Consider the following 26,516-nt stretch of genomic DNA (forward strand, 5'->3'; position numbering starts at 1 on the left):
AAGGTAGTTAGCGATGAGCGGTCCCTAACTTTACAGGTTAATTTTTATTTCGAAGTGATATCATTGAAAATAATTGATTGTGAATAAGGATTTTGTTTAAATCCATTAACGTCACGGTAAGCGGTTACATTTTCACGTACAAATAACGGAACCCAAGGAGATTCTTCCACAAGGAATTGCTGCGCTTGTTCATAAATTTCCATCCGCTCATCCGTATCCATCGTCTGACGTGCTTTCGTGAGTAAATTGTGTAATTCCTCAGGTTCGTAATGCATTCTTAATGAGCTTCCTTTTGCAAAAAGCATATATAAGATATCTGGATCTGACCATCCATACATATTTAGAATTGCATCATGTAACCCCTTTGGTGTGTTTGCAGTAATTGCCGCTGGCTCTTGAACCGAAATATTAACTAAAATCCCAATCTCTTTTAATTGGCCTTGCAGAATTTGGGCAATTCTTTGCATCACTGGCTCATCAGATAACCATAATTCAAATGAGAAAGGCTTTCCGTCCTTCTCTACAATGCCATCCCCATTTGTGTCCTTCCACCCAGCTTCTTCTAGCAACAATTTAGCTTTTTCCACATTTCGAGTATATTTTTGTTTAGCCTCTTCTTCCACCTTACCACTATACCCTGGTATGCTTTCAGGAAGCGGTCCAAAGAGTGGTTTTGCATAGCCTTCCAAGGCAAATTCTACGAGTGGATCACGATTGATACCTAGTGCAATCGCTTGTCTAACACGTTTGTCTTGGAACATTGGCTTTTTATTATTGAAGCCTAAGTATGTTATGCCTTGTTCCAACATACTATCAATGTTCACACCTTCTGTTGCTTCAAGCTCTTTAATATAATTTGGTGGCACACTGGTCATAATCTGTGTGGTACCTTTCTTAAATTCTAGCACTCTAGTATCGTCATCCGTGATAAAACGGAATTCATATTTATCAAAACCTGGTGCACTCTTATTATCTACAAAAGGAGGACCCCAATTATATTCATCATTTTTCATGTAAGTAATAGAAGATCCACGTACTCTTTCCTTAAATTTAAATATTCCTGAAGCTGAAGGTTTTTTTCCAAAATCCTCACCGTACTCATCAAGTGCCTTAGGATCCATCGGTGCTAAATAGGCGGTAGTTAATCCACTGGCAAAAGGTGCAAAAGGCTCTGTGAAATAAATCATTAATTTCTGTCCATCAGCTTCTATTTTGTCTACTGGTCCAGCTATAAATTTGACAGCTGAATTTTGAAGGAACCTTTCAAACGTCTTTTTAACCGCTTCAGCAGTGAGCGGTTCCCCAGAATGGAACTTGACATTTCCATCTAAATAAAGGGTCCATATTTTACCATCATCTGAAATGTCATATTTTTCAGCAAGACCAGGTATTATATTTCCCTCCAGGTCTCTTTTTAACAATGTGTCATAAATATTAGCTGTTGAATTATCAACCCAAGTTGTTTTATGGACATCAATTGTATCCGGCTCACGAACAGAAGAGATGACTAATGTATTCCTTGATTTGCTATCGCCATTTCCAGCACTTTGTTCATTTGAATCTGGGGTACAGCCTGCTAAAATAACCATAATCATTACCATAACGATACATTTAATTCCGCTGGTTTTCTTTTTCACCTTCATCCTCCCCTTTACTTAACTTTATCTTTCTGTAAAAATTCAACATCTTTCCTAAAAGGATAAACTTCTTTTGCAAGTCTTGTATGGTCAAAAGAAAACAGATTAAAACTTGATAATCCAGGTGAGTCAACGGTAATGATTGTATGGGCTAAGGGTTCAAATCCGGCACGGAAATGCTGACTTGATTTTAAAGCGACAATTTTATAGGACCTAATATCAATCCCGTGTAATAAAAAGATTTGTTCATCCAGTGTTTGGGATCTCTTGGAACAAACAACAATATCAATGTCGCCAACTACTAATCTTGCAGACTTACCATAATTTACTTTTGCACCTTTTCCCATTTGAGAAGACTGGATAAATCGGCCATCTGCAAGAGTTTTAACATAAGCAGTAACCTTGAGCGGCTTTCCGTGTAAATCATCTGTTTTGCCACCTAGTAATACATCGATTGTTGCTCCTACTCCACTATTATGAGCAATATTCACTACCTCAGGGTCATAAATAAAACTGAAGCAAGCATTTTTAAGATCTGCGTTTATCATGGCTGAAAGTAAATGAGTACCATCACCTGGCGTACCCCCTCCAGGATTGTCTGAAGTTTCGTTAATGACAATTGGCTTTCCTTCTATTTTTAGTGCTCTTTTAATGCCTTCATCTGGATTAATAATGTCTGGAAAAAACATCTCTTTTGTATTCCAAATCTCCAAAGCAATTTCTTCTGCAGTTTGATCTGCAAGCTCCTGGTCATTATTAGTGACGGTCACCACCGAAACGCCAACTTCAGGTATATTCGTGTAAGGAAAGCCATGAAAGAATGTGCAATCAATAATTTTTTCATTTACTTCATGTGCCCAGCACAGTTCATTGATATTTTTTGCTGGTGGTAAATTTGTAGTAGAGGTAGGAATCATAAGTGGGAGTTTTTTTAGGCTCATTTTTGGTTGAAGCTCACCTGAAAGAATTTTTCGGGTAATATCGATTGCCTCGATTCCTCTTTCAAAACAATCAACATGTGGGTAAAAATTAACGCCCAATAGGACATCTGCTTCTTGAACCATCTGATCCGTTATATTTCCGTGTAGGTCTAGCGTGACGACAACAGGAATTTTATACCCGACAACTTCTCTAATAGCCGATAATATACCACCTTCAAGATCATCAACGTCTTCCGCGACACCAGCACCATGAAGTGCAAGACAAATGGCATCATACTCTTTCACAGCTTTAATTGAATTCGTTAACTCCTGAAGAAGCACGTTGTAGGTTTCTTTTGTTATAACTCCAGAAGGCATGGCAAATGCTGAAAATAAAGGAATGATTTCTACTCCTGTTTCTTCAGCTCGTTCCATCATTCCACCTAAGTAATCTCTTACTTTACGATGTTTCTGTAAGATCTCGTCGCCATGAATCCATTCCCATTCCTTAAACGACTCAACAGTTGTTTTCCCATTAGCAAACGTGTTTGTCTCATGTGCAATTTCGCCTATTAAGATTTTCATGATTTTACCCACCCTTTTTTGAAGTATTCACTTTAAAATAAAACAAAAATAAAGTAAATGTTTTATTTTTTTAATCATATTTATTTTGGGTAAAGTTGTCAACACTATTATTTAATTTTTCTAAAATTTCAGAATTGAAATTCACATTGATTCATGTACCTGTTCAACTAGCGCTAACATGAAAAGATTCTTTAGTAATGGCTTAATGAATGCAACAGGACGACAGTCTACTGACTATTGCTCCCATAAACCTAAAAAAGCAACCGGACATAGCGATCGCCATGTTCAGTTGCAAAAAAACTAGTATAGAAAAGGCCCAGCACATTTTTCTAGTGAGAATCTGTGTTTTGTCCATCCATTTTGTTTTCTAGCGCCAACTTTAAACCTTTTTGATAATATTGATTCATGATTTCTTCCGGAACCATGCTCCCCCCAGTTCCCCAAATAATATGTGTACTGTTTTTCATTATTTGTTCTGTTAAATGAAGCTTGCTTAAATAATCAGCACCCTCTTTATATAATTTTATTGGTCCTAACATACCAGCTAGTGCTGATGGTTCTAAATGAATGCCTTCAGTATCGACAAGCTCCTTCAGTAATCTATACAATTGTTCATCGCTGACAGTAAAATTACCACTTAAAAAAGGTTCTATAGTCTTACCAACAAATCCAGATGGTCTTCCTACAGCAAGTCCATCTGCCTCTGTTACATTATCAATGCCAATCTCTTGCACAGAAACTTGATCATGCAGTCCTGTCATTAAACCGAGTAGCATACAAGGAGAGTGAGTAGGTTCAGCAAAGAAACAGTGAACATTATCTTCAAATAATAGCTTCAAGCCAAAAGCTATTCCCCCTGGACCGCCACCTACACCGCATGGAAGGTAAACCATTAACGGATGATGCTGATCTATCGTTATATGCAGATCCTCTAATTGTTTTTTTAAGCGTGACGCAGCTACCGCATAGCCTAAAAATAAATCATGTGAATTTTCATCATCCACAAAATAGCATGTTGGGTCCTTTTCTGCCTGAATTCGACCTTCTTCTACTGCTTTACTATAATCAGCTTCATATTCAATAACAGTGACATGATTATTTCTGAGCAAGTCTTTTTTCCATTGCTTAGCATCTGCTGACATGTGAACCGTCACATTAAAACCCAATTTTGAGCTTATAATACCAATACTAAGCCCTAGATTCCCAGTTGAGCCTACTGCAATAGAATAGTGTGAGAAGAAAGATCGGAACTTCTCACTAGCCAAAATTGAATAATCATCATTGACCGTTAATAAATTATGTTGAATAGCCAAATCCTCTGCATGCTTAAGAATTTCATAAATCCCCCCTCTAGCTTTGATAGATCCTGATATAGGAAGATGGCTATCACATTTCAGTAATAAGTTACCTAAAATCGGCTGCTGAAAAGTGTCCTGTAATGATTGCTTCATAGCAGGAACATCCACTAAAGGAGATTCAATCATTCCAGCTGCGCCTTCTGTTTCAGGAAAAACCTTCGCTATATATGGAGCGAAGCGTACCAACCGTTCCTCCGCATCCCTTACATCCGCTTCGTTCAGAGGGGATTTTTTAATTCCTGATTGGAATATCTCCATATTCGGATTTATCCAAAATACTTCCTCCATTACTGTAAGCTTATCGAATAATGGATATTGTTCTTTCCATATTTGTATATCTTTTTTCATCATCTAGCTAATCCCCCATTTTTCTTGTAGTAGTTCTAGTTATAAAATATAATTAAATAATATTTAATTAAGTTTAACACAATTACCGTTTATGTTAAATCAAATTGAATAACGTTAAATAATTTTTAATTCATACGATAGGGAGTTTCAAAATGGAGAATATTGATATTGGAAAGAAAGTGGAGAAATACAGAAAAATGAAGGATTTGACCAATAGAGAATTAGCAGCCTTAGCTGGTATTACCCCTTCTATGTTAAGCCAAATTGAACGGGGTCTAGCGAATCCATCCATTCAAACACTAAAAGTCTTAGCAAAAACTTTAGATGTACCAACATTTAGTTTTTTTATGGAAGAAACAAATACCGATGCTTTAGTAGTAAGATCCCATAAACGCAAGAAAATGATTATAGATAACTTGTCCTATGAGTTATTATCACCTGATTTTACAGGTAATTTGGCTTCAGCCATTATGACCGTTCCACCCAATACTTCTTCCTCAGAGAAACTTTTAGATCATAGAGGCGAGGAAATAGCAGTTATTATAGAAGGAAGCATAAACATTTACTTGGGTGAGGAAGAATATCGTTTAGAAGTTGGTGATAGTGTGAAAATCCCAGCTAATTTGAAGCATAAATGGGAAAATAATTCTCATACAGTGGCAGTTGTATTATTTTCTGTTACTCCACCTATTTTTTAATACATTAAAAGAGATGTGTATGAATACAGACAAAAAATATCAATTTAATGGACAAGGAGTAAACATGGTTATTTCAATTAGAGAAATCAACAAAGAAAATTATATGGAGGTTTGTGAGTTAACAAGTAATAAAGATGGCAAATTAACATTATACGAAGAATTTATATGTAGTAATGCTGTATCTTTAGCGGAATCCAAGTATTCTTCAAATATGCACCCTATGTCCCTTTATCATGATGAGATTTTAATAGGTTTCTTTATGTATGAGCATAGCGAAAAAACACCTGACTTAGTGACAATGTGCCGGTTTATGATCGATCATAAATTTTTAGGTAAAGGATGGGGACGTCAAAGTTTTGAAGCGATGTTAAACTATTTTAAAAATAGTGTGAAAGCAAGCAGTATCGAATTGATGATAGAGGATGAAAATATAATAGCGAAAAAATTATATACATCCTATGGGTTTACGTTTACTGGGAAAATAAACACGTTTACAGGGGACATAACAACTCATGAATATTATTATAGGCTAGATTTTTAAGTCTGGCTGTCCATACATAAATGAGTCCATAGACAAACTTAACATTTTAAGAGTTTGTCTACGGACTTTTATGTTTTTCCCTCATGGTTAATCATAGTTGTGTAATATTTAGTATGCTTACAAAAATTTTTTTCCTACAATTGCAATAGAATTGCCCACCTAAGAATCCCACACTCTGCATTCATATCTCTACACCTCTTCCTATGGCTTGAAGACGATTAATCAACAAATGCATAGTCACCATTACTTTCGAGAATATCCTTTAAGATGATTAATGCTTGCTCCAGCTGATACTCTGGAGCTGCTATAGCCATACGCACAGCATTCACAGGCTTTGCATTGCCGACTGCAAAGCGTTCTGCAGCATAGACCTGTACACCCGCTTTCGAGGCCAGCAATTCAAATTGTACGCCTGTAAATTTGTCTGGCAATAGGAGCCATCTGAAAATACATTCGTCATCACCTAGAATGTGATACTCTGCTAAATAATGATTAACAAGAGCATTTTGTTGTTTTGCGTATGCTCGATGTTTTTCCAATATGGTTTGCGCGACCCCTTCATGTATTAATCTTGCTGCAAGCTCTAGCATAATTGGAGAGACTGATATATTGATATTATAGAGAGTTTCCATTATTTTTTTACGAAATGCAGGAGGTGTGACAATAAAGGATAGTCGTAACCCTGGTGAGATCGTTTTCGACAGACTAGCAATATAGATCACTTTATCAGGTGCATAGGAAGCAATCGGAGCATATGGTTTTTCCTTAAGAAAGCTATAAATTGCATCCTCAATGACAAGCAAATTTTTCTGTCTTGCTACTTCTGCGATCATTTTTCTTGTTTCTACCGACATCGTATGTGTAGTTGGATTATGAAAATCAGGGATGACATAAATGCCCTTAATATGTTCATTTTTACAAGCATACAACAGTCCTTCTTTTGTCATTTCACCCTGGCATTGTTGTATAGCGACAAGCTGTATACCTAGCATATTGGCAGCAGTTTTCATCCCAGCATAAGTAACGGGGTCTGTCCCAATTCGATCGCCTGGCTGGAATAATGCCGCAAGTGTTCCGACAATGGCATTTTGTCCGCCAGCTCCAAGCAAAATGGGCTGATCTGTTTGAAAATTTACCAATTCGAAGAGCTTGAGCACGGCCTCATTTTGCCAAGCAGTACCCTCAGGTCGTCCATATTGAAATAGTTTAGGAAAGCTAGGTTCACCTACCATTTTTTTCATATAACGAGTAATGTCCTCATTGACAAAGTTATCTGGTAGTACGGAGCCCATTTCAATAATCGGCGTCGTACGGTTTGTAGGCAATAAAATTTTATTGCTAGCTGCATCCGTTGAAACAAATGTGCCACTACCAATTGAGGCATATATTAATCCCTTTTGTCCACAGAGCTTAAATGCACGTGTAATCGTGCTTAAATTCACATCTAAAAAATCAGCTAATTCTCGTTGTGGTGGCAATTTTGTTCCTGGCGTTAGCTTTCCTTCTTTAATGTCTAGCTCTAGCTGTTGTGCAATGGCTATATATAATGGAGCCGTGCTATTACTAATATCTGGCTTCCAACTCATAGGATACGCATCAAATGAATTAATAGGCATTCGCAAAGCGCCTTCTTTCTATTAATTTGCATACAATAGTTTAATTGTCTTGCATACAATGATAATATTGTATGCAACCGATGACAATGATATAATTTTTAAAAAATCAGAAAAAAAGGACCGATCATTATGCAATATTCTGAAAGAATCTTAAATACTCCATCCTCATTTATTCGAAATATTTTGAAAGTGACAGATGCAGAGGATGTCATTTCCTTTGCAGGTGGGCTTCCAAACCCAATTTCTTTCCCAATTGATGCGTTAAGAGCATCAGTAGATCAAGCTATCACCAAAAATGGTAGCCGCCTATTTCAGTATTCTTCAACACAAGGTTATGCACCATTACGTGAGTACATCGCTGCGAAGTATCAACGTATCCACGGGCTTGATATTCATGCTGACGACGTCTTTATTACAACAGGTTCACAGCAAGCACTTGAATTAATTGGTAAAGTGCTTATTAATAAGGGCGATGGCATTATTATCGAAGAGCCTGGTTACTTAGGAGCTATCCAAGCCTTTACATTAGCTGAACCAACCTTCCATGGGGTGACACTAGAAAACGATGGTCTTAATCTGGAAGAATTAGAGCAAGCCCTACAACAACCAAATGTAAAATTTATTTACACAGTACCAAACTTCCAAAATCCAACGGGTCTCACATACTCGAAAGAAAAGCGTGAGCAAATATACGAATTGGTTGCCAAGTATGATGTTGCTTTAATTGAGGATGATCCTTATGGCGAGCTACGTTTCCAAGGCGAGCCACTTCCTTATATCGGCGCTGGTAAATTAGAAAATAGTATTTTACTAGGTTCTTTCTCTAAGACGGTCACACCTGGCATGCGTCTTGGGTTTATTATTACAAAAAATAAAGAGCTTTTACAGCATATCGAAACAGCTAAGCAAGCTTCTGATCTTCATACAAATATTTTCTCGCAATATGTTATCTATGATTATTTAGCAAGTAATGATTACACGGAGCATGTTAATAAAATAATTAGCTTATATAAAAATCAATCAGAAGCGATGCTAGATGCGATGCAAGAGTTTTTCCCTGCCCATGTTGAGTACACACGACCTGAGGGAGGCATGTTCATTTGGGCAACAATGAAGGATGGTACGTCAGCCCTTGATGTATTCCAAAAAGCGATGGAACAAAAGGTTGCCTTCGTGCCTGGTGATCCATTCTATACATCGAAAACGAACGTGAACACAATGCGATTAAACTATACAAATGCAACACCTGAAGTAATCCGCGAGGGTATTAAACGTTTAGCAAGTATACTGTAAAAAAATGAAACCGTATAAACGCTTTGAAGGCGTTTATACGGTTTATTAATGTGGATAATAGATGGTCATGCTGAGACGTGTTAAAGTCTCCCCGGGGTTGATATATGTGTGGGGGCGATCAGCTTTAAAACGGATGGCATCACCGCTTGCTAATCGATAGTCCTTATCTTGTATTCGCATAATTAATTCCCCATCAAAAACGGTTAAATATTCCTCCGTTCCTTCTCTATGCGCCTCAGCGTGTAATGTTCCATTCTCCTTTATCTCGATACTATAAATTTCAAAGCGGCTATCCTTTTGAAAAGGAAAATGAGGGTAGACGATATATTTCCCGTTATCTTCCTCTAATGCATGAATATCCTTGCCTAAGATGAGCTTTGTTTCTGCTTGCGGTTGATGAATAAGCTCGGTGAAAGAAACCTTTAACCCATTAGCTATTTTCCAAATGGTAGTTAATGTGGGGCTCGATTCCCCTCTTTCAATTTGTCCAATCATGGCTTTACTAACCCCGCTTAGTTGTGAAACCTTCTCTAGGCTTAATTTCTCTCTCTCACGAATAGCCTTTAAATTTCGAGCAAAAATCAGTTGAATATCATCCATATTTAATCTCCTTTTATATATGTACAATATAACGCACGTTATGTATAATAAAACAAACAACGTTATAATGTCTGTTTCGGACATTATAACATACAAATTGAAGGTGGTGATTGTCCTTGCCTATATTTTCCTTTTTGGTTTTTATTACGATTACAAGCTTCACTCCTGGCCCTAACAACTTTATGGCCATGGTATTTGCCAAACAGCATGGCTTATCAAAAACGTTGCCCTTCTGTTTTGGTGTGGGAATTGGTTTTTTTATCATTATTGCTCTGAGCAGCTTTTTCAACATCGTCATGCTAAATATTTTACCGACCATTAAATTGCCCTTAACCATTTTTGGTGTCGGCTATATGCTTTATTTAGCCTTTAAAATTGTGACAAGTAAAGAGCCGGAGGAAAGCAATGAGGTAGAAGACAAACGGAACTTATTTTTTATAGGAACCTTCTTACAATTTATCAATCCAAAAGGAATACTATTTGGGATTACCGTAGTTGCTACCTACATCCTTCCTTATAATTCTTCCTACATAAGCTATCTACTGTTCTCCATCTTTTTAGGCTTCATTGGGATCATTAGTACATTTAGTTGGGCATTATGTGGGTCCGTTTTCCAAAAGGTATTGCAACAACATCGACAAATGTTTAATATCATCATGGCTTTATTACTAGTGTATAGTGCCTTTTCAATTGTTGTTCATTAAAAAAACAGCCCTCAACTGTCGAGGGCTGTAGTAAAAAAAGAACTTTTATTTTGTATATGTTAAAACCGCATTTTTTTTGAACTTCGCTAACGCCTCTGTTGCCTCATTTTTGTTTGCATACTCAAAAATTCGAACATCCTTTTTATCAAATACTGTAATAACCCACATGTAAAAAGCTCCCTTCTCTTATTTTTTATACTATAACAATCACTAAAATTTGTGAGACTACTCGTCAACTGTTTTACAACAATTCCTTACTTGATTCTTATTTTACGCTGAATTTTTGAAAAAGAAAGCTTTATGTGAAGGTCTTCACAAACTGTTCAATTTCAAACCGCTTACATTGAACAATTTGTGAATTTCTTTAATTTTTAGGTATAAAACCGGTTTTAGATGTTAGGTTTATCTGTCATTTTTCGCTCTCTATCCATTGCATTTCAGCTTTATCCGCAGCTTCTTTCTAGTGATCGAACATCATTACAACTCTATCCATCTTAAGCAAAAATCCGTACGAGTGCACGGTTCTCTGTCGTAGTAGATTTTTATTTCTCAAGCCTAACAAAATGCTGCTTCTTGCTTTTGCGTTAACTCAATCTCAAAGCCTAAATCCTCCAGCATACGATAATCACTATTGGCTTCCTGGCCTGTAGTTGTTAAATAATCCCCCACAAATATACTATTCGCTGCATAGAGGCCCAGTGGCTGTAGAGAGCCAAGATTGATTTCACGTCCACCCGAAATTCGAATTTCCTTTGTTGGATTGAGGTATCGGAATAATGCCAAGACCTTTAAACAATACCGTGGATTTAGGTCCCTTGTCCCTTCCAGCTTTGTGCCGTCAATCGCATTTAAAAAGTTAACAGGAATCGAATCTGCATCTAATTGATGGAGGGCACGCGCAATATTGACGACATCCTCCCGAGTTTCCTTCATCCCAATAATGGCGCCCGAGCATGGAGAAATACCATGTTTTTTAACAATCTCTACCGTATTGACACGATCCTCATACGTATGTGATGTCGTAATGAATGAATGGTGACGCTCAGAGGTATTCAAATTATGGTTGTAGCGATCCACCCCTGCCTCCTTTAATTGCTGTGCCTGTTCTTCTTTTAGCAAGCCAAGGCAGGCACAAACCTTCAAGCCATATTTTTCTTTAATTTCAGCAACTGCCTCGCTTACGACATTGACGTCCTTCCGTGTCGGCCCACGACCACTTGCCACTATACAATACGTTCCAATCTTATTGTCAAATGCTCGTTTCGCACCAGCCAAGATTTCCTCTTTCGTAATAAAAGGATATTTTTCAATAGGTGCTGTTGATTTAGAGGATTGAGAACAATAGCCACAATCCTCTGGGCAGTAGCCGCTTTTAGCATTCATAATCATATTCAGCTTTACTTTTTTACCATAATAATGTCGACGAATAGCAAAGGCACCATCCATCAGTTGTAATAGCTCATCATCCTTACTATTTAAAATAGCAAGTGCCTCCTCATTGCTAATAATTTTGCCGTCAATTACTTCCTGTGCTACCTGTAAAAAATTCATATCATCGTCTCCCCTTCCCCTTGAGAAATACTTACTCTTCTAGCTGAATGAAATACTTTATATAATTTCTCTGCTAATAAGCCAGCTGAAATAGCTAAGCCAAAATCAGCAATGATACTGCTTACAAAGCCAACAACAAAAACATGTGACCAGCTTGTTTTCATATCTAACCAGAAGTTTAAAGCTATATATAAATATGGAACAGCTACAGCATATACAATGAAAAGCCCCAAAATTGTCGCCCCAATAAAATGCTTTTTCGTTGGCTTTTCAATTCTCTCAACAATCATTCCAATTACATACGCGGCAAGTGCAAAGCCAATAAGATAGCCGAATGTGGGCTGTAACACATAAGTAATGCCTCCGCCCTGCGTAAAAACAGGTAGCCCTACTAAGCCAACACCGATATAAACAAGCTGACTATATAAACCATTGCGACTACCTAGTAAACATCCTGCTAAAAAAACGAAAACAATTTGTAAAGTAAAAGGGACAATCGGTAATGGAATTTTAATAAACGCCCCGATCGCCGTTAAGGCAGCGAACATGGCAATCATGACTAATGCTAATGTAGAATGACGGTTAATCAACCTCCTCCCCCCTATCTTTGAAAAATTGTTCAATCGTTTCTTTCGTTGTTTTCATCATGAACGTCATTTCTTCATTTGAAATGATATAAGGTGGCATAAAATACAAAATATTGCCAAGAGGTCGTATGAGTAGACCTTTTACTAATGCTTGTTGATAAATTTGGTAACCAATTCGTTCTTCACTTGCAAATGGCTCCTTCGTCTGACGGTCTGCAACAAGTTCTATAGCCCCCACTAAACCAACTTGTCGGTATTCACCCACATAAGGCATATCATCAAATGCTGCCATTGCTAGCTCTCGCATTTGTTGCCCCTTGCGTTGAATCATGTCCATTATTTGCTCTTCTTCAAATATTGTTAATACTTCCAGCGCCACACGACATGCCAATGTATTACCAGAATAGCTATGAGAATGTAAAAATGCTTTCATTGTCCCATATTCATCATAAAATGCGTTATACACTTCATTACTTGTGAGGACAGCGGATAATGGTAAATAGCCGCCTGTTATGCCCTTGGATAAACACATAAAATCAGGTGTGATATTCGCCTGCTCACAGGCAAACATCGTTCCTGTACGACCGAATCCAACAGCTATTTCATCAGCAATTAGATGAACATCGTATTGTGAGCATAATGCTCGAAGCCGTTTTAAATAAATGGGTGGATACATTTTCATCCCTGCTGCTGCCTGAATAAGTGGTTCTATAATAACTGCGGCGATTTCCTCATGATGCATCTTGAGCTGTTCTTCTACGAATTGACTGCATGGTGCATCACAGCTTTCTGGTACTTTCTGAAACGGGCAACGGAAACAATCCGGCCCCTGGGCACGTACAGTATCCAATAAAAGTGGCTCAAATACTTCATTGTACAGTCCTACCCCTCCTACAGATAAAGCACCAATGGTTTCACCATGATACGCATCTGTAAACGCTAGAAATCTAGTCTTTGTTTGTTTTCCAGTTTGCATATGGTATTGAAAGCTCATTTTCAATGCCACTTCAACGGCAGAAGAGCCGTTATCCGCAAGAAACACTTTATGTAAACCAGGTGGTGCTAAAGCGACTAGTTTTTCAGCTAACCGAATAGCTGGTTCATGTGTAAAATTATCAAAAATCGTATGCTCCAACGTAAAGGCTTGATGACTTAAGGCTTGACTGATCCGTGGATTGGCATGTCCAAATAAATTTACCCACCATGAGGAAACTGCGTCCAAATAGCGTTTATCATGCTCATCATAAAGCCACACACCCTGTCCTTTTTGTATGACGATTGGCGGAAATGCTTCGTAATCTTTCATTTGCGAGCACGGATGCCAAATATGCTGTAAATCTCTAGCTTGTAAGTCAGTTATTTCTCGTATCATTTCCATAAAGCCTTTCAAATAATGTTGTGTGTGTAATGTTGATATTCACTAGCTGTGAAATGTCCTGAAGACGTGGAATAACCGCATAGGGCAAAGGGTGATACTGTAAAATCGTTTTTATATTGTCCTGTTCCATCATACTGCCCGTGTCACCATTAAAAACAATGCCAAGTACGTCAATCTGGCGTGACTGCAATGCCTCCATCGTTAACAAGGTGTGATTGATTGTCCCAAGGGATGTCCTAGTAACAAGCACTACTGGCAATTTGCTACTAACAATGACATCGAGCAGTGTGATGCTTTGTTGAACATCTAAAGGCACAAACAATCCACCTGCTCCCTCAGCTATAACGACATCGTAGCATTCTTGTAAGCATTGAATACGCTGTAAAAGATTTTCTACATCAATTTGCTGTCCCTCCAGTTGAGCAGCAAAATGAGGCGATGCGGCTTCCTTAAACGAATAGCCATTCATATGCTCTTTATTTAAAGCTTGCAAGGAATACTTTTCATACATAGCCGTATCAGCATAATAGCTATGCAAATTGTCGTATACCTCTCCTGTTTGCACAGGTTTGAAAGGTGTAATTTTCAACCCCAGCCTTTGCAATTGACACATCAACATTGTGGTGACAATCGTCTTACCAACATCTGTATCAGTACCGACAACCCAAAAATGTTGCATTGTTAACCTCCCCCTCTTTTTAAGTTAACCTAAGACACTTTAAAAGTTAACACATTTATTTTCTTGTTGTAAATGCCTATTCTTTAATTTCTCAGAAACTTGTACAAAAATAACAGAATCTTGTCATAGCTTCTTGAAAAGTTAGACCTTTCAAGGAATGCACCAACTGAATATGTTTTTTCATAAAATAAAGTAGGAGAAACTTCTTAAATGAAAGGAGTTTTATCTAGCTGTGTAGTATTACACTATATGGGGGTGGTTGTATGTTTGGGATTTTTAAAGACACAGAGAAAAGCATTGATACATATGAACGAGTGCATACAATTTTAAAATCATTGCTTACCTATGAACTAAGAGAATTACCGACTCGCTATGAATTTTGGTATCGTGTAGCTATTCGTCAGGAGGAGTGTCGTAGTCTTCAGGCGGAACATCGTGCAAAAATTTCGATGACCTCTGCAGTAGGACGTTTTCACCAAAAACAATATGAGGCGATGACCAAGAAACTAGCCAAACTGGAGCGCCTGGCTGATATCTTTAAATTATTTTGTTTGGAGGAAGAACGAGCGAATCTCAACCATCGACTATCCTTCCATCAAGAAGACATCGCCGCACTATACGATCACATTCAGCATAAAGAGCTTTATACGTATTGCGACTCGGTTCAACTGCAATTTTGGGAAGCCATCCGCGATGACATTTTACAAGCAATCGCAGACCTTGATTAAATAAAAAAAGCCAACGTTTTTATTCAAAACGTTGGCGATACATATATTTAGGCAAAATGCTTTGACATTTTTAGTTGAAGCATTTGTTTAAATTCTTGTGACTGATCAACTTTAATCGCTACTTGACGATAGCTTTTTTTAATGCCTAACATAAAGGTCACTTCCACTGGCTCTTTCATTTTTAAAATAACGTGAGGATAAGCTTCACCAAAATCACGTGCCACGAAATCTATGGTATCCTTTGATAATCTCCCTTCTACCTGTACCTTATCCTCTATGACCTCTTCAATTTTATTAAAGTCGATTTCTGTACGCTTCATTAAACCTAGTGAAATATATATTGTCTCGTCTGTTACGTATATAGGGTTTAATCGAACCGCCTGCATATCTGCGATAAAAAAGATGACTGAATACACATTAAAAATGAGCAAAATAATGGAAAGGATCATGGACTTCTCATGTAGCCACCAGTGAATGCCAATCGTTTCAATCACAATACCGTGGATAATCATCAGTTGAAAAGCGATATAGCTTGAATTTTTATGCAAAGTGAAACCGGGTCGTTCTTGTCGTTTCCAGCTAGCAAATCCATAATAAAGGACAAGTACATCGGAACAAATCATTTGAATGACAGGATGCTGCGGTATTTGTTTTTCCACAGCTTTTGAAAATGAAAATAAATCCGGTAATGAACTGGCGCGTACATCAGCAAGAACCCTTGGCAGATAGCGTACAAGGGTAGCAATGAGAAAAATTTCTAATACGATCATCATGCCTTCAATGGCAAAGCCTGCCCACGTGACTGCCACAAATGGCTGAAGATGCTCTTTCGGAATGATTAAACGTGCGGCAAGACAGCCAATTGCGGCTAATAAAATGGCTTGCTTTAATGAAAACTTCCCTTTATAAAGCATCCATAATACAGGTATGATGACTACTAAATCAATAAGGGAACCTAGGACAACCCCATTTGTATCAATTGGCAAGATGGAAGAACCAAGCCCCGTATTATAAAGCGTATAATTGCTGACTAACACGATGAATAAAAAGGCTAGCCATATATGTTGCTTTTTCCTTAAAACCATCATTCTAATGCCCCCTACATCCTATTAATTTCACTTTATTGTAAATGGTGAATCATGTATAGATTACAGGCATAAATAATCATATTTTTTCCATTTATGTTCAAGGTTTTTTCACATTTTATTATTTTGCAGGAATCTCTTGCGATAAACATGTGGTGAATAGCCTGTATATTCTTTAAATTTCTCAATATAATAGCTGACCGTACTAAAGCCTGTATTGGCAGCTATAATTGTGACGGTTTGCTCGTCATCCCTTAATAATTCAATACTTTTGCGCAGTCGATATTGTAATAAATAAGTAAATGGTGTCAGTCCAATTATTTTCTTAAAATAACGACTACACTCAGCCCTACTTACATACACATGCTTAGCTAAATCCTCTAAAGTTATTTTTTGCTGATAGTGCGTATGTAAAAAATTCAGCATCACTTTAGCCCGTTCTTGTTGCACGATGATCGAGGGGTCCATAATCTCTTCCGTTAGCAAGGATTGGGTTAACATCAATTCCCAAATGTATAGCAGCTCTCTCCATACTTTTAGTTGATAAAAGGCATTTTGCTCCCGCAAAATCTCAGCCATACATGCCACTTTTTGTGATAGCTCCTTTGTAAGCTTGACGTATGGCAGTCGCTGATTCGTTAAATAAGGTTGAACATAATTAGTTATAAAAATACTGCCTTCATGTCCACCGATGATTATAGGATCTACATTTATGCAGTAAACAATAGCCTGCTCCATTTGAAAGGGCTTTGCCTCATGTAATTGTGAGGCGTTGATGAATAGCCCTTCCCCCTCCTCTAAAACTAAAACATTCGCCCCGATCCGATACTTAGCACATCCACTTTTGAGATAGACAAATTGAATTTCTTTATGCCAATGGAGCGGTAGAAAATCCATACTATCCATGCTCATTGTTGTTTCATACAAGGCAACTGGAAATTCTTTCGATCCATGCAATGTTAGCTCTTGTAAATCTTTCGCAATTTTTATATGTGTTAAAGGCATTCTCATCACCTCAATATATTGATATTTTTAACGTGATAAAACGATATTTATTGGGTTACGGATCGCTTATAATCACTTTATATTGATAGTTTAGGAGATGTTCATCCATGAATCAAATCATCCCAAAAAATCGGTCCCTCGGTTTTTTACTAGTTATCCTCGGGGCAAGTTTTTGGGGAATCGGTGGAACCGTAGCCCAAAGACTGTTTCAGCAGGAGCAAATAGCTGTAGAATGGCTAGTTTCTAGTCGTCTACTTTTGTCTGGTCTATTACTTATAGGAATATATAAAATAACCCATCGACATAGGTCAATATTTGTAATGTGGCGGACAAAACAAAATGCAATGAGACAACTTCTATTTAGCTTACTCGGCATGCTTGCTGTCCAATATACGTATATGATGTCTATTTCCATTGGAAATTCAGCGGTAGCCACGCTTCTACAATATTTAGCACCGTTGTTCATTATGGCATATTACTTCTTATCGAAGCAAAGCCCGCTGACAAAACAGGATAGTATTGCTGTAACACTTACACTTGTAGGGACTTTTTTATTATTAACAAATGGGTCCTTTTCAACACTGTCAGTTCCATTTATGGCAGTCTTCTGGGGAGTAGTATCAGGACTTTCTGTTGCCTTTTATACACTATATGCAGTTCCTCTCCTCCAACAATTTCATTCCTTACTTGTTGTAGGTTGGTCCATGATCATTGGGGGAATCGTTATGAGTTTTTTCCATCCACCATGGGCTATTGATGTATCAGATTGGACATTTTCTACGATTGCCTATTTTCTATTTATTATTATATTCGGCACCATGCTAGCTTTCTGGTTTTATATTGCTAGCTTGCATTATTTATCCCCAAAGGAGTCAAGCTTGTTAGGAAGCTTAGAACCATTAATGGCCGTCATCACAAGTGTATGGTGGTTAAAAATAAGCTTTGGAGGTTATCAATTTATTGGCACTTTACTCATTCTTCTAATGATTCTATATCTCACAGTGTTTCAGAAGAAACAGGCTTAAACACCTAAATGTCTGATTTTTCTGATTTATTGTAGTTAATACCTCCTATATTAAATATTAATTTATATGAATTTATACATAAAATTTACATATTTCATATATCTTTTCTCCTTGTTTGTCTACTATACTGAAAATAAATAACAAACAAAAAAGGAGGTATTATGGATGAATAAAAAAGTTATTTTTTTCGAGGTTGAAGGTGGCACAGACAAAGGACCAGATGGCTATCGTCCAGATACAATGCCAATGGTGGAAGCTTTAAAGCAACGTGGGCAAGATGCAGAGGTGCTATTTTTTGATAATGCAAAAAAACAGCAAATTTTTGACTATGTGAAGGAACATGGTGCTGCCTATGTATCACGTATAAACCCTGGCAATTTACAACATGAAGAAGAATATTTTGCGATGCTCCGAGAACTTTGCCAAGTCGGCGTAATGGGCATGCCACATCCCGATGCGATGATTAGCTATGGCTCTAAAGACGTATTATCCAAGCTGATTGCTACAAATTTAGTACCTGATGATACGTTCGCCTATTATACGATTGAAGCATTTAAAGCGCAATTTCCTACATCACTAGCATTAACAGAACGTGTGCTGAAGCAAAATCGTGGTTCTACAGGTGAAGGTATCTGGCGTGTAAAATTAGTAGAACCTCTAGCCGCAGGAATGACTGAAGTTCCACTAGATGCACAAATTAAATGTACGGAAGCGAAAGATAATCATGTTGAATATTGGTCGCTTGGAGACTTTATGACATTCTGTGAGCCCTATATTACGGGACTGAATGGTATGTTGATCGATATGCGATTTCTACCTCGTATTACAGAAGGTGAAGTTCGCTTATTAATGTTGCGCAATCACCCCGTTCACGTGGTACATAAAAAACCTGCTAATACCGAGGATGCCTTTAGTGCAACATTATTCTCAGGTGCACAATATCGCTATGATTCACCAGAGGAATGGCAAGAGCTGGTGGAAAACTTTTTATCGCAACTCCCTCAAGTAACGAGCCTATTAGGGGGTTATGACTTACCACTAATCTGGACAGCTGATTTTATGTTAGATACGGATGAAGCTGGAGCAGATTGCTATATATTAGGTGAAATGAATTGTTCTTGTGTGGGCTTTACTTCAGAGCTTGCCTTAGCACATCAAGTAGCAGAAGAAATTTTGGCTTGTCTCCAAGAGCAGACGGTCGTTTCATCATCATAAAAAAAGTGCGATCTGAGTGATCGCACTTTTCATATATAAATTTTAATTGCTTGTATAAATTCATATATAAAATATCCAGCAAAGCCAATTAACAAGAATCCTGCGACAATCGTAAATGTTTTAATCATCTTACGATTCATGGCTTTACGCGTAACTGAGACAATGGTTAGTAAACCAAGATCGTGGAGTAAAATTCCACTCAGGACGCCAGCAGCAATAATTAAAAAGCTTGATTGCTCCCCTTGTCCATAAGATTTAGCTAGAACCACGCCGAATACATTGACCCAAAAAACAAGGTTACCAGGGGAGATCGCTACCAATAAGCCATTAAAATAAGAGGCAAAAAAGGACTTGGTTACTTTTTCTCCTGCCAATGTAATATCATGATCGGCATTCTTAATAGAGTCATACCCTAACAAGAATAAAAAGCCCGCTCCAATGACCCACATCGGAAGCTGTACCATAGGCATAGCCAAAATGGAGGCTAATCCCATATACAAGGCAAAAACTAATACGATATCAATGGTCATGCCACCAAGCCCTACAGCCCAGCCGTGCAGAAAACCATTTTTGAGTCCTTGCTTTGTCATTTCGACTGTAATAGCACCTACAGGCATGGCAATGGCAAGTCCCACTAATACATACGCTACATATAAACTCAAAAAAACACTTCTTTCATGTCATCGATAAGCTTCATACGTCCGTTTATACATTCATAATAGCATAAATATACTCAAAAGGAAATAATTATTAATAGTTTGACTATCTCTTTTCTAGATTTATAGCATTTGTTTTTTCCATTGACTTAACATATCATTTGATTTCACGAGATCCATTTTTAAGGTAATTTGCTTAGTAGAACAGCGTTTTTTAGCTCTTTCCCAAGCCTCTTCTAAAGCAGGTAAATAGCTTAAATTTTTCGTAGCAGCTACAAGCTGTAAAAAAATATTCCCTTGAATAAAGTGCCAGCGAGGATTCATACCATCTAGCTGTATGGCTTCCTCAATAAGTCTAAGTGCTAAATAAGGGCTCCCCTCATGACGGTTTAAAAATTGTGCAAAAGCACCCCAATAGAGACCCTTGTTAGGCTGTAATTTGATAGCCTCCGCAAATTGTACCATTGCTTTGTCCTGTTCTTTAGTAAGAACGTAGTATTCAGCCATCGTGTAATACGCATTTGCCTGTGCTTCAATGGGTCCAGCTAATAATTCGTCTATTACCTTCCCAAACTGTTCATCATCTTGAGTACCGATATAGGCTGTAAGAACATCTCTCTCTGGGTACGAACCATCTGTACGTTCTGCACTTTGCATGACTTTTTCATCAGTCGTTTCGGGCATATTGGCATATCCATTTGCCTCGAGTAATGCAACATGTTGCTGAATAAGCTGATGGGTCTCACCTTCTAAATTTGTCTGGTTGGCAAGTATCTCCTTTGCTAGCTGATAACTCTCTTTTACTTGACCACTTAAAAATAAGTCATTCATTTGCTGTACTTGCTCATCCATTTGTTTTACCACCATTAAATCCTCACCTTCACCAAAAGAAAAATCTTATTGATAGTGTACCATCTTAGACACGCAAGCAAAAGCTAACTTATTCTAATTTTTCTACAATTCTTTTAATTTAAATGCTTTTACGTGTTGCTCTAGTGTATGTGCCATATGGGTCGTTTCATTCGAACCTTGTGCAACCTCATCAATACTTGCTGTTGTTTGCTGGGCTGCTAAAGTAATTCTATTCATGGCCCCTTCGATGTCTCTAATGGATTCAGTTAATTGTTGTATCATCTGGACAATTCGAGCTGACTTTTCATTTTCAACAGTCACTGCATGAGAAATACTTATAATTTCCTCGACGGTCTTCGCTACAGCGTTTGAAATATTTCCTAACGATTGTGCTGTTAAACCGACAGTCTCTGTTCCTTTTTCAATATATTGCGTATTATCATTCGTTGACGACATTACTTGCTGAACATGCTTCATCATATCCTGAATAAGCTGTTCAACCTGTAATACTTCTGCATTGGACTGCTCTGCTAGCTTTCGCACTTCCTCAGCAACAATCGCAAAGCCTTTTCCTTGCTCTCCTGCTCTAGCTGCCTCGATAGAAGCATTCAGTGCTAATAAATTTGTTTGTGATGCAATACCAGCAATAGATGTTGTAATTGCCTGTATTTTAGCAGCAGACGTAACTAAGTTTTCAACAGTATGCTTCACTTCATCTGATCCACTTTGAATCGATGCCATATCATTATTTATGTCTTTGGCTAGCCTTTCTCCCTCAGTTGCGAGTTTCATTGTTTCTCGTGCATGATTAGCACTATCCGTAGCATTGTACTGGATTACCTGCAAGTCATCTGCTAAGGAGGAAAGCACTTCGGTAGCATTTTCAGCATGATGCATGCCTGCCGTCACAGTGCTTGTTACCTCTTCGATATTATGAGCGACCTCTTGAATGGTATTTGTCATATCGTTTAAGGTGCAAGCGGTTTCATCAGCATTATTAGCAAGTGAATTAGAAGTAGAACGCATGGTCATGATCATACTTTGCAGGCTAGCGGTCATACGATTTAATGTCTTCGCTAAATCCTCCACCTCATCCTTGCTATTTATTTTTGTTTCAGCTACTGCTAAATTGCCATTCGCAATTTCTTTGGCCTGTTGAATGAGAACACTAATTGGCTTCACTTTTCGACGGATTAAAAACCCTGTAATAATTGAAGCAATCAGCATAGGGAAAATACTAATTAATATCCCACTTCGCACAACATCCCATGTACGCTCCTTGACAATATTGGCGTCAAAATCGATCACACTAATGGCAATGATTTCTTTACTTGAATCGTGGTCTTTGAAAATGGGCGCATAGCCCGATAAGCGATCCATGTCAGCATACGTATAGGGCTGAGAGTAAGTTGGATGCTTATCCTGTAATAGCCTATCAATCGCCTCTTGATCCAAATAGAAAGAATCCCCAGGGGCAAATCCTTTCTCGGCTAAATGGTCGTCCAGCGCTAACAATGTACCATCAAGGGACAGAATATATTGCGTTTGAAAAATATCTTTGTGTCCGGTTGTCCAGTTTAAGTCATTCCCAATCCGTTCCTGAGCTGCCTGGTCGCCACGCATGGCCTTGTCCATTAGTTCAGGAGCAATTAAACCTGTTGTAATATTGGCACATCCATATGCCTCCACACCAGCAGCATCATAAAGTTTATTGTAAGCAGTTATGTATGTAGCGAACGATGTAATCCCTAGCATGACCACTAAAATACCAGCGATAATCGTTCCAAGTTGAAAAGTTAATGAATTTCGTAATTTCACGATTCACCTTCTCCCCTTTCTTGTCATAATCTATGAATTTTCCCTTTATTTTCTCATCATACTATAAAAAGATGTATTAAAAAAGCATCTTTAATTTTTCCTATAAAAATAAAAGTATTGGATAAAAGTTCTGAATTATGTGATAATTGAATTGGACTAACTTTATTTTGGGGCATTCAATCATTCATCTACAAAGGAGGGCTTACAATGAATAAACGTTTTCATTTTGTATCGCTTGTTTCTGGAAATTTGCTAACAATAGGAGCCATATTCATTTATGCCGTGCAAAGCCAAGTACATGTAGCCCTCAGTACGTATGCACTAGTGATGGGATTTTTAAGTACATTACTTGTGATTTTCTTCTATGTATGGGGAGATGAAAAGCAACAAATATCCAGTCGATTTTTAAAATAAAATGAATGAAATGATGTTCTAATGTTTCAAGCAATGAGGTCCCTTGCTACCCTTGTAGAAAAGGGATTTTTTCATGTTTTCCAAGCTAATTTCTTCTGATTACGTCTAATTGATGTAGAAAAATTAAATTTTTTGTAGAAAATTTTAAAACAATGATTGAGTACTATATCAAATTTCTGTATAATCAGCTTGTTTGACAATACTTTTATGAACTTGGGGGTAGACAATTGGGTAAAGCATTGATTATCGGAGCTGGCGGAGTTGCCAGTGTTGTGGTACACAAGTGTGTTCAAAATTCGGACGTATTTGAGGAAATTTGTATCGCAAGTAGAACTGTTTCAAAATGTGACGCTCTAAAAGAAAAACTAGACGGCGGAAAAACAAAAATTCATACTGCACAGGTAGACGCAGATAATACAGAAGAGGTTATTGAGCTTATTAAAGCTTTCGGACCAGATGTAGTGATTAACGTCGCCCTACCTTATCAGGACTTAACGATTATGGATGCTTGCTTAGCGACAGGTGTGCACTATGTGGATACTGCAAACTACGAGCCACCTGAAACGGCAAAATTTGAATATAAATGGCAATGGGCTTATAAAGAGAAGTTTGAAAAAGCTGGCTTAACTGCATTACTTGGTAGCGGTTTTGACCCAGGTGTAACAGGCGTTTTCACTGCTCATGCGCAAAAACATGAATTTGATGAAATCCACTATATCGATATCGTGGATGCAAACGCAGGAGATCATGGTTATCATTTCGCAACAAACTTCAACCCAGAAATCAACATTCGTGAAATTACAGCGAATGGTCGCTACTGGAAAGAAGGCGAGTGGGTTGAAACGGCACCACTCGAGAAAAAAGAAGTGTATAACTTACCAGAAATTGGGCCGAAAGATATTTACCTTCTATACCATGAAGAGCTTGAATCACTAGCGAAAAATATTAAAGGTTTAAAACAAATCCGCTTCTGGATGACGTTCTCTGAAAAATACTTAACACACTTAAAAGTATTAGAAAACGTTGGTATGACATCAATCGAGCCGATCGAATTTGAAGGCAAAATGATTCAACCAATCCACTTCCTGACAGCAGTATTACCAGATCCAGCTTCTCTAGGACCACGTACAAAAGGTAAAACAAATATCGGTTGTATCATTCGCGGTCTAAAAGATGGCAAAGAAAAAACGTACTATGTGTACAACGTATGTGACCACGAAGAATGCTATAACGAAGTGGGCTCACAAGCAATTTCTTACACAACTGGCGTACCAGCTATGATTGGTGCAATGCTAGTGATGAACGGCGAATGGCGTAAACCAGGTGTTTGGAATGTAGAAGATTTCAATCCAGATCCATTCATGGATGCATTAAATAAATGGGGTCTACCATGGCAAGAAAGCCATAACCCAGAGTTACTAGACCTTGATTTAGATACAAAGGAATTAAGCCGATGAAACCAATTGATTTTTCAAAAGTTCCATCCCCTTCTTATGTAGTGGATGAGCGATTATTAACAAAAAATCTTGAGCTTTTAAAATCAATTCAAGATCGTACAGGCTGCCGCATTTTACTAGCCCTTAAAGGGTTCTCTATGCATTCAACTTTCCCGCTAGTAGGGGAATACTTAGCAGGCATTACAGCCAGCTCCCTGCATGAGGCGCGTCTTGGCTATGAAAAAATGGGCAAAGAAGTACACGTTTATGCACCTGCTTATATTGAGCATGAAATGGACGAGCTTCTAGGCTATGTGGATCACGTCGTATTTAACTCATTTAACCAATGGGCTCTGTTCAAGGATAAAGTAAAATCCACTGGTAAAACAATTGAATGTGGTATTCGTGTGAATCCTGAGTACTCTGAAATTGAAACAGCTCTTTACGATCCTTGCTATACAAATTCCCGTCTTGGAACGACTTTGGCTAACTTCGATAAATCCCAACTTGACGGCATTGATGGCTTACACTTCCATGCAATGTGTGAACAAAACTCGGATACGCTAGAGCGTATTATTGAAGTAGTGGAAGAGAAATTTGGTGATGTATTACATCAAATGAAATGGTTGAATTTCGGTGGTGGTCACCATATTACACGTGAAGATTATGATGTAGAGAAGCTTGTGAACATCATTAATTATGTGCAAGAAAAATATAACCTGCTTGTGTATTTAGAGCCAGGTGAAGCAGTAGCCCTTAATACAGGTTATTTAGTAGCTACTGTGCTTGATATTCAAGAAAATGGGATGGATCTTGCTATTTTAGATACGTCGGCAACATGTCATATGCCGGATGTACTTGAAATGCCTTACCGTCCAATGATTATTGGTTCTGGTCAAGCTAATGAATTTGCCCACACATATCGCTTAGGTGGACTAACATGTCTTGCTGGTGATGTTATTGGTGATTATTCATTTGAACAGCCATTAAAACCAGGAGATCGTCTTGTATTTACGGATATGGCCCATTATTCAATGGTAAAAAACCATATGTTTAACGGTGTTAACCTGCCTTCTATCGTTTCTTACAATGATGACGAAGGTATTAAAATTATTCGTGAATTTAAATTTGAAGACTACAGTGGTCGTCTTTCTTAACAACGCGACAAAGCCCTTCCATTTTTTGCAGGAAGGGCTTTTTTTATAGCTGTATAGTCTTGGGATTGGTTCATACGACCCCTGTCCCACCAATTTGAACATAAGAAAATCGTAGAAGCCTAAGCCTCTACGTTTTCTTTTTCATTTTCAAGCATTTTGTGTAAATAATTGATAATTTCACGAATACCCTCTAATGAATTGACGAGTATTTTTGGGTCAACATACGTAATCATTCGGTTTTCAAGATTAGCCACAGCTGTAAAATAGCGAGTTTTACTATAATTCACAAGTCCTAGCTGTTGAAGTATAGACTCATCTAAATCAAGTATTTCACGAGCTTCCGTAACAAGTAACCCATAGTTAACAACATCTGTATTCAATACAATCACCCGAGCAGTTGCTGTATTGGAAGAGCGATTATATAATATTCGTTCAAAATCTAGGACAGGCACAAGTTCCCCACGAATTCTTGTAAAACCTAAAAGATAGTTAGGTAAATGAGGAATAGGTGTTACCTGCTCTAATTTTTCAATTGAAATCGCTTGCTCTACAGGCACTGCATATTCCTCTGTACCACAAGCAAAAACTACTGCTTTTACACTTTCCATATGGTCACACCCTTCAAATTCG

26 protein-coding genes are annotated in these 26,516 nt (G+C 37.8%); 10 read left to right on the forward strand and 16 right to left on the reverse strand.

The window, feature by feature from the left end; genetic code table 11:
* Positions 1-44: 44 nt before the first annotated feature.
* From AC07YC_RS09925 to dsdA, 3 genes are all read right to left on the reverse strand, one after another.
* On the reverse strand, positions 45-1,643 hold the full coding sequence (locus AC07YC_RS09925; RefSeq protein ID WP_336635150.1) for an ABC transporter substrate-binding protein: 1,599 nt from the start codon (positions 1,641-1,643) through the stop codon (positions 45-47).
* 8 nt (positions 1,644-1,651) lie between these two features.
* On the reverse strand, positions 1,652-3,142 hold the full coding sequence (locus AC07YC_RS09930; RefSeq protein ID WP_494919221.1) for a M81 family metallopeptidase: 1,491 nt from the start codon (positions 3,140-3,142) through the stop codon (positions 1,652-1,654).
* A gap of 329 nt (positions 3,143-3,471) precedes the next feature.
* A complete protein-coding gene (dsdA, locus tag AC07YC_RS09935) occupies positions 3,472-4,851 on the reverse strand; it encodes a D-serine ammonia-lyase (RefSeq protein ID WP_494919222.1) in 1,380 nt (459 codons plus the stop codon).
* Between the two features lie 149 nt (positions 4,852-5,000).
* On the opposite strand from dsdA, the gene AC07YC_RS09940 reads away from it, so the two are divergent.
* Together AC07YC_RS09940 and AC07YC_RS09945 are read left to right on the forward strand one after the other, a co-directional pair.
* Complete coding sequence (locus AC07YC_RS09940; protein ID WP_336635152.1) at positions 5,001-5,546, forward strand: helix-turn-helix domain-containing protein; 546 nt, start codon at positions 5,001-5,003, stop codon at positions 5,544-5,546.
* A gap of 19 nt (positions 5,547-5,565) precedes the next feature.
* On the forward strand, positions 5,566-6,087 hold the full coding sequence (locus tag AC07YC_RS09945; RefSeq protein ID WP_494919223.1) for a GNAT family N-acetyltransferase: 522 nt from the start codon (positions 5,566-5,568) through the stop codon (positions 6,085-6,087).
* Between the two features lie 218 nt (positions 6,088-6,305).
* Here AC07YC_RS09945 and AC07YC_RS09950 read toward each other — a convergent pair whose 3' ends face one another.
* On the reverse strand, positions 6,306-7,703 hold the full coding sequence (locus AC07YC_RS09950; RefSeq protein WP_494919224.1) for an aminotransferase-like domain-containing protein: 1,398 nt from the start codon (positions 7,701-7,703) through the stop codon (positions 6,306-6,308).
* 129 nt (positions 7,704-7,832) lie between these two features.
* Between AC07YC_RS09950 and AC07YC_RS09955 the strand changes: the two genes are divergently transcribed.
* The gene (locus AC07YC_RS09955; RefSeq protein ID WP_336635155.1) at positions 7,833-8,996 is read left to right on the forward strand and encodes an aminotransferase-like domain-containing protein; all 1,164 of its coding nucleotides are present in this window, start codon (positions 7,833-7,835) and stop codon (positions 8,994-8,996) included.
* Positions 8,997-9,041: 45 nt separating this feature from the next.
* Here AC07YC_RS09955 and AC07YC_RS09960 read toward each other — a convergent pair whose 3' ends face one another.
* Positions 9,042-9,596, reverse strand: coding sequence for a helix-turn-helix domain-containing protein (locus AC07YC_RS09960; RefSeq protein ID WP_336635156.1), 555 nt, complete (start codon positions 9,594-9,596; stop codon positions 9,042-9,044).
* Between the two features lie 116 nt (positions 9,597-9,712).
* Between AC07YC_RS09960 and AC07YC_RS09965 the strand changes: the two genes are divergently transcribed.
* Entirely contained in the window at positions 9,713-10,300 is a 588-nt protein-coding gene (locus AC07YC_RS09965; RefSeq protein WP_494919225.1) for a LysE family transporter, read from the forward strand.
* Between the two features lie 45 nt (positions 10,301-10,345).
* Here the strand turns inward: AC07YC_RS09965 and AC07YC_RS09970 are convergent, their stop codons facing one another.
* From AC07YC_RS09970 to bioD, 5 genes are all read right to left on the reverse strand, one after another.
* Entirely contained in the window at positions 10,346-10,468 is a 123-nt protein-coding gene (locus AC07YC_RS09970; protein ID WP_008178200.1) for a hypothetical protein, read from the reverse strand.
* 387 nt (positions 10,469-10,855) lie between these two features.
* The gene (gene bioB / locus AC07YC_RS09975) at positions 10,856-11,851 is read right to left on the reverse strand and encodes a biotin synthase BioB (protein WP_494919226.1); all 996 of its coding nucleotides are present in this window, start codon (positions 11,849-11,851) and stop codon (positions 10,856-10,858) included.
* On the reverse strand, positions 11,848-12,441 hold the full coding sequence (locus tag AC07YC_RS09980) for a biotin transporter BioY (RefSeq protein WP_494919227.1): 594 nt from the start codon (positions 12,439-12,441) through the stop codon (positions 11,848-11,850). Before AC07YC_RS09980 ends, bioB begins: the two co-directional genes overlap by 4 nt.
* Complete coding sequence (gene bioA / locus AC07YC_RS09985; protein ID WP_494919228.1) at positions 12,434-13,810, reverse strand: adenosylmethionine--8-amino-7-oxononanoate transaminase; 1,377 nt, start codon at positions 13,808-13,810, stop codon at positions 12,434-12,436. The genes AC07YC_RS09980 and bioA overlap by 8 nt, the downstream gene beginning before the upstream one ends.
* The gene (bioD, locus tag AC07YC_RS09990; RefSeq protein WP_494919229.1) at positions 13,791-14,495 is read right to left on the reverse strand and encodes a dethiobiotin synthase; all 705 of its coding nucleotides are present in this window, start codon (positions 14,493-14,495) and stop codon (positions 13,791-13,793) included. Before bioD ends, bioA begins: the two co-directional genes overlap by 20 nt.
* Before the next feature lie 263 nt (positions 14,496-14,758).
* Between bioD and AC07YC_RS09995 the strand changes: the two genes are divergently transcribed.
* The gene (locus tag AC07YC_RS09995; RefSeq protein WP_494919230.1) at positions 14,759-15,223 is read left to right on the forward strand and encodes a hypothetical protein; all 465 of its coding nucleotides are present in this window, start codon (positions 14,759-14,761) and stop codon (positions 15,221-15,223) included.
* Between the two features lie 47 nt (positions 15,224-15,270).
* Here the strand turns inward: AC07YC_RS09995 and AC07YC_RS10000 are convergent, their stop codons facing one another.
* Both AC07YC_RS10000 and AC07YC_RS10005 read right to left on the reverse strand, forming a co-directional pair.
* Positions 15,271-16,311, reverse strand: a complete 1,041-nt coding sequence (locus tag AC07YC_RS10000; RefSeq protein WP_494919231.1) for a beta-carotene 15,15'-monooxygenase — start codon at positions 16,309-16,311, stop codon at positions 15,271-15,273.
* Between the two features lie 108 nt (positions 16,312-16,419).
* Complete coding sequence (locus tag AC07YC_RS10005) at positions 16,420-17,313, reverse strand: AraC family transcriptional regulator (protein WP_494919232.1); 894 nt, start codon at positions 17,311-17,313, stop codon at positions 16,420-16,422.
* Positions 17,314-17,420: 107 nt separating this feature from the next.
* On the opposite strand from AC07YC_RS10005, the gene AC07YC_RS10010 reads away from it, so the two are divergent.
* Both AC07YC_RS10010 and AC07YC_RS10015 read left to right on the forward strand, forming a co-directional pair.
* Positions 17,421-18,338 carry a DMT family transporter gene (locus AC07YC_RS10010; RefSeq protein ID WP_402792251.1) on the forward strand — a complete coding sequence of 306 codons (918 nt, stop codon included), beginning with the start codon at positions 17,421-17,423 and terminating at the stop codon, positions 18,336-18,338.
* Positions 18,339-18,503: 165 nt separating this feature from the next.
* The gene (locus AC07YC_RS10015) at positions 18,504-19,553 is read left to right on the forward strand and encodes a Cj0069 family protein (protein WP_336635166.1); all 1,050 of its coding nucleotides are present in this window, start codon (positions 18,504-18,506) and stop codon (positions 19,551-19,553) included.
* Positions 19,554-19,582: 29 nt separating this feature from the next.
* On the opposite strand, the gene AC07YC_RS10020 is transcribed toward AC07YC_RS10015, so the two are convergent.
* From AC07YC_RS10020 to AC07YC_RS10030, 3 genes are all read right to left on the reverse strand, one after another.
* Entirely contained in the window at positions 19,583-20,215 is a 633-nt protein-coding gene (locus tag AC07YC_RS10020) for a LysE family translocator (protein ID WP_494919233.1), read from the reverse strand.
* 117 nt (positions 20,216-20,332) lie between these two features.
* On the reverse strand, positions 20,333-21,076 hold the full coding sequence (locus tag AC07YC_RS10025) for a tetratricopeptide repeat protein (RefSeq protein WP_336635167.1): 744 nt from the start codon (positions 21,074-21,076) through the stop codon (positions 20,333-20,335).
* Between the two features lie 87 nt (positions 21,077-21,163).
* A complete protein-coding gene (locus AC07YC_RS10030) occupies positions 21,164-22,879 on the reverse strand; it encodes a methyl-accepting chemotaxis protein (protein ID WP_494919235.1) in 1,716 nt (571 codons plus the stop codon).
* Between the two features lie 207 nt (positions 22,880-23,086).
* On the opposite strand from AC07YC_RS10030, the gene AC07YC_RS10035 reads away from it, so the two are divergent.
* The 3 genes from AC07YC_RS10035 (at position 23,087) to nspC (ending at position 25,886) form a co-directional block, all read left to right on the forward strand.
* Positions 23,087-23,293 carry a hypothetical protein gene (locus tag AC07YC_RS10035; RefSeq protein WP_494919236.1) on the forward strand — a complete coding sequence of 69 codons (207 nt, stop codon included), beginning with the start codon at positions 23,087-23,089 and terminating at the stop codon, positions 23,291-23,293.
* Between the two features lie 227 nt (positions 23,294-23,520).
* Positions 23,521-24,750 carry a saccharopine dehydrogenase family protein gene (locus AC07YC_RS10040; protein WP_036126904.1) on the forward strand — a complete coding sequence of 410 codons (1,230 nt, stop codon included), beginning with the start codon at positions 23,521-23,523 and terminating at the stop codon, positions 24,748-24,750.
* Positions 24,747-25,886, forward strand: coding sequence for a carboxynorspermidine decarboxylase (nspC, locus tag AC07YC_RS10045; protein ID WP_494919237.1), 1,140 nt, complete (start codon positions 24,747-24,749; stop codon positions 25,884-25,886). Before AC07YC_RS10040 ends, nspC begins: the two co-directional genes overlap by 4 nt.
* Positions 25,887-26,005: 119 nt before the next feature.
* Here the strand turns inward: nspC and AC07YC_RS10050 are convergent, their stop codons facing one another.
* Entirely contained in the window at positions 26,006-26,494 is a 489-nt protein-coding gene (locus tag AC07YC_RS10050) for a chemotaxis protein CheW (RefSeq protein ID WP_008181662.1), read from the reverse strand.
* Positions 26,495-26,516: the final 22 nt, after the last annotated feature.

Source organism: Lysinibacillus sp. GW247-5R2A (assembly GCF_059424475.1).